The sequence below is a fragment of the Streptomyces griseorubiginosus genome (assembly GCF_017614965.1).
Classification (GTDB): Bacteria; Actinomycetota; Actinomycetes; order Streptomycetales; family Streptomycetaceae; genus Streptomyces; species Streptomyces griseorubiginosus_B.
In genome coordinates this window covers 1-386 of record NZ_WVUG01000762.1, presented here as the reverse complement: position 1 = coordinate 386, position 386 = coordinate 1, and the positions used below count along the sequence as shown (strand labels likewise).

1 protein-coding gene is annotated in these 386 nt (G+C 76.7%); it reads right to left on the bottom strand.

Annotated features, from left to right (window positions below):
• A partial coding sequence (locus GRC12_RS45165; RefSeq protein ID WP_244374739.1) for a GDSL-type esterase/lipase family protein occupies positions 1 to 386 on the bottom strand: 386 nt, incomplete at both ends.

The following is a 386-nucleotide window of genomic DNA, read 5'->3' as shown; positions in this document are numbered from 1 at the left end:
GGCGGGGACGGCGTCGGCGAGCGCCCGGTAACCGGCCGGGTTCAGGTGCAGGCCGTCGCCCACGTCGTACGCCGGGAGCAGCCGCCGGGGAGCGGCCGGGTCGCGGGCGGCGCGGTCGAAGTCGATCACGGCGTCGAAGCGGCCGCTCGCCCGGATCCACTCGTTGACCGCCTGCCGGGACCGCTCCCGGAGTCCGCCCGGGTCGTCGTAGGCGTCGTTGCCGCCGAACGGCGTCAGCGTCGCGCCGTACACCCGGACGCCCCGGGCGTGCGCGCGGCGGACGACCTGGTCGTACGCGGCGACGAGGTCCTCGGCCACCTGCTTCTGGGCCGCCTCCGTCGCCTCGGCCGTGCCGACGTCGTTGACCCCCTCGAAGAGGACCAGCC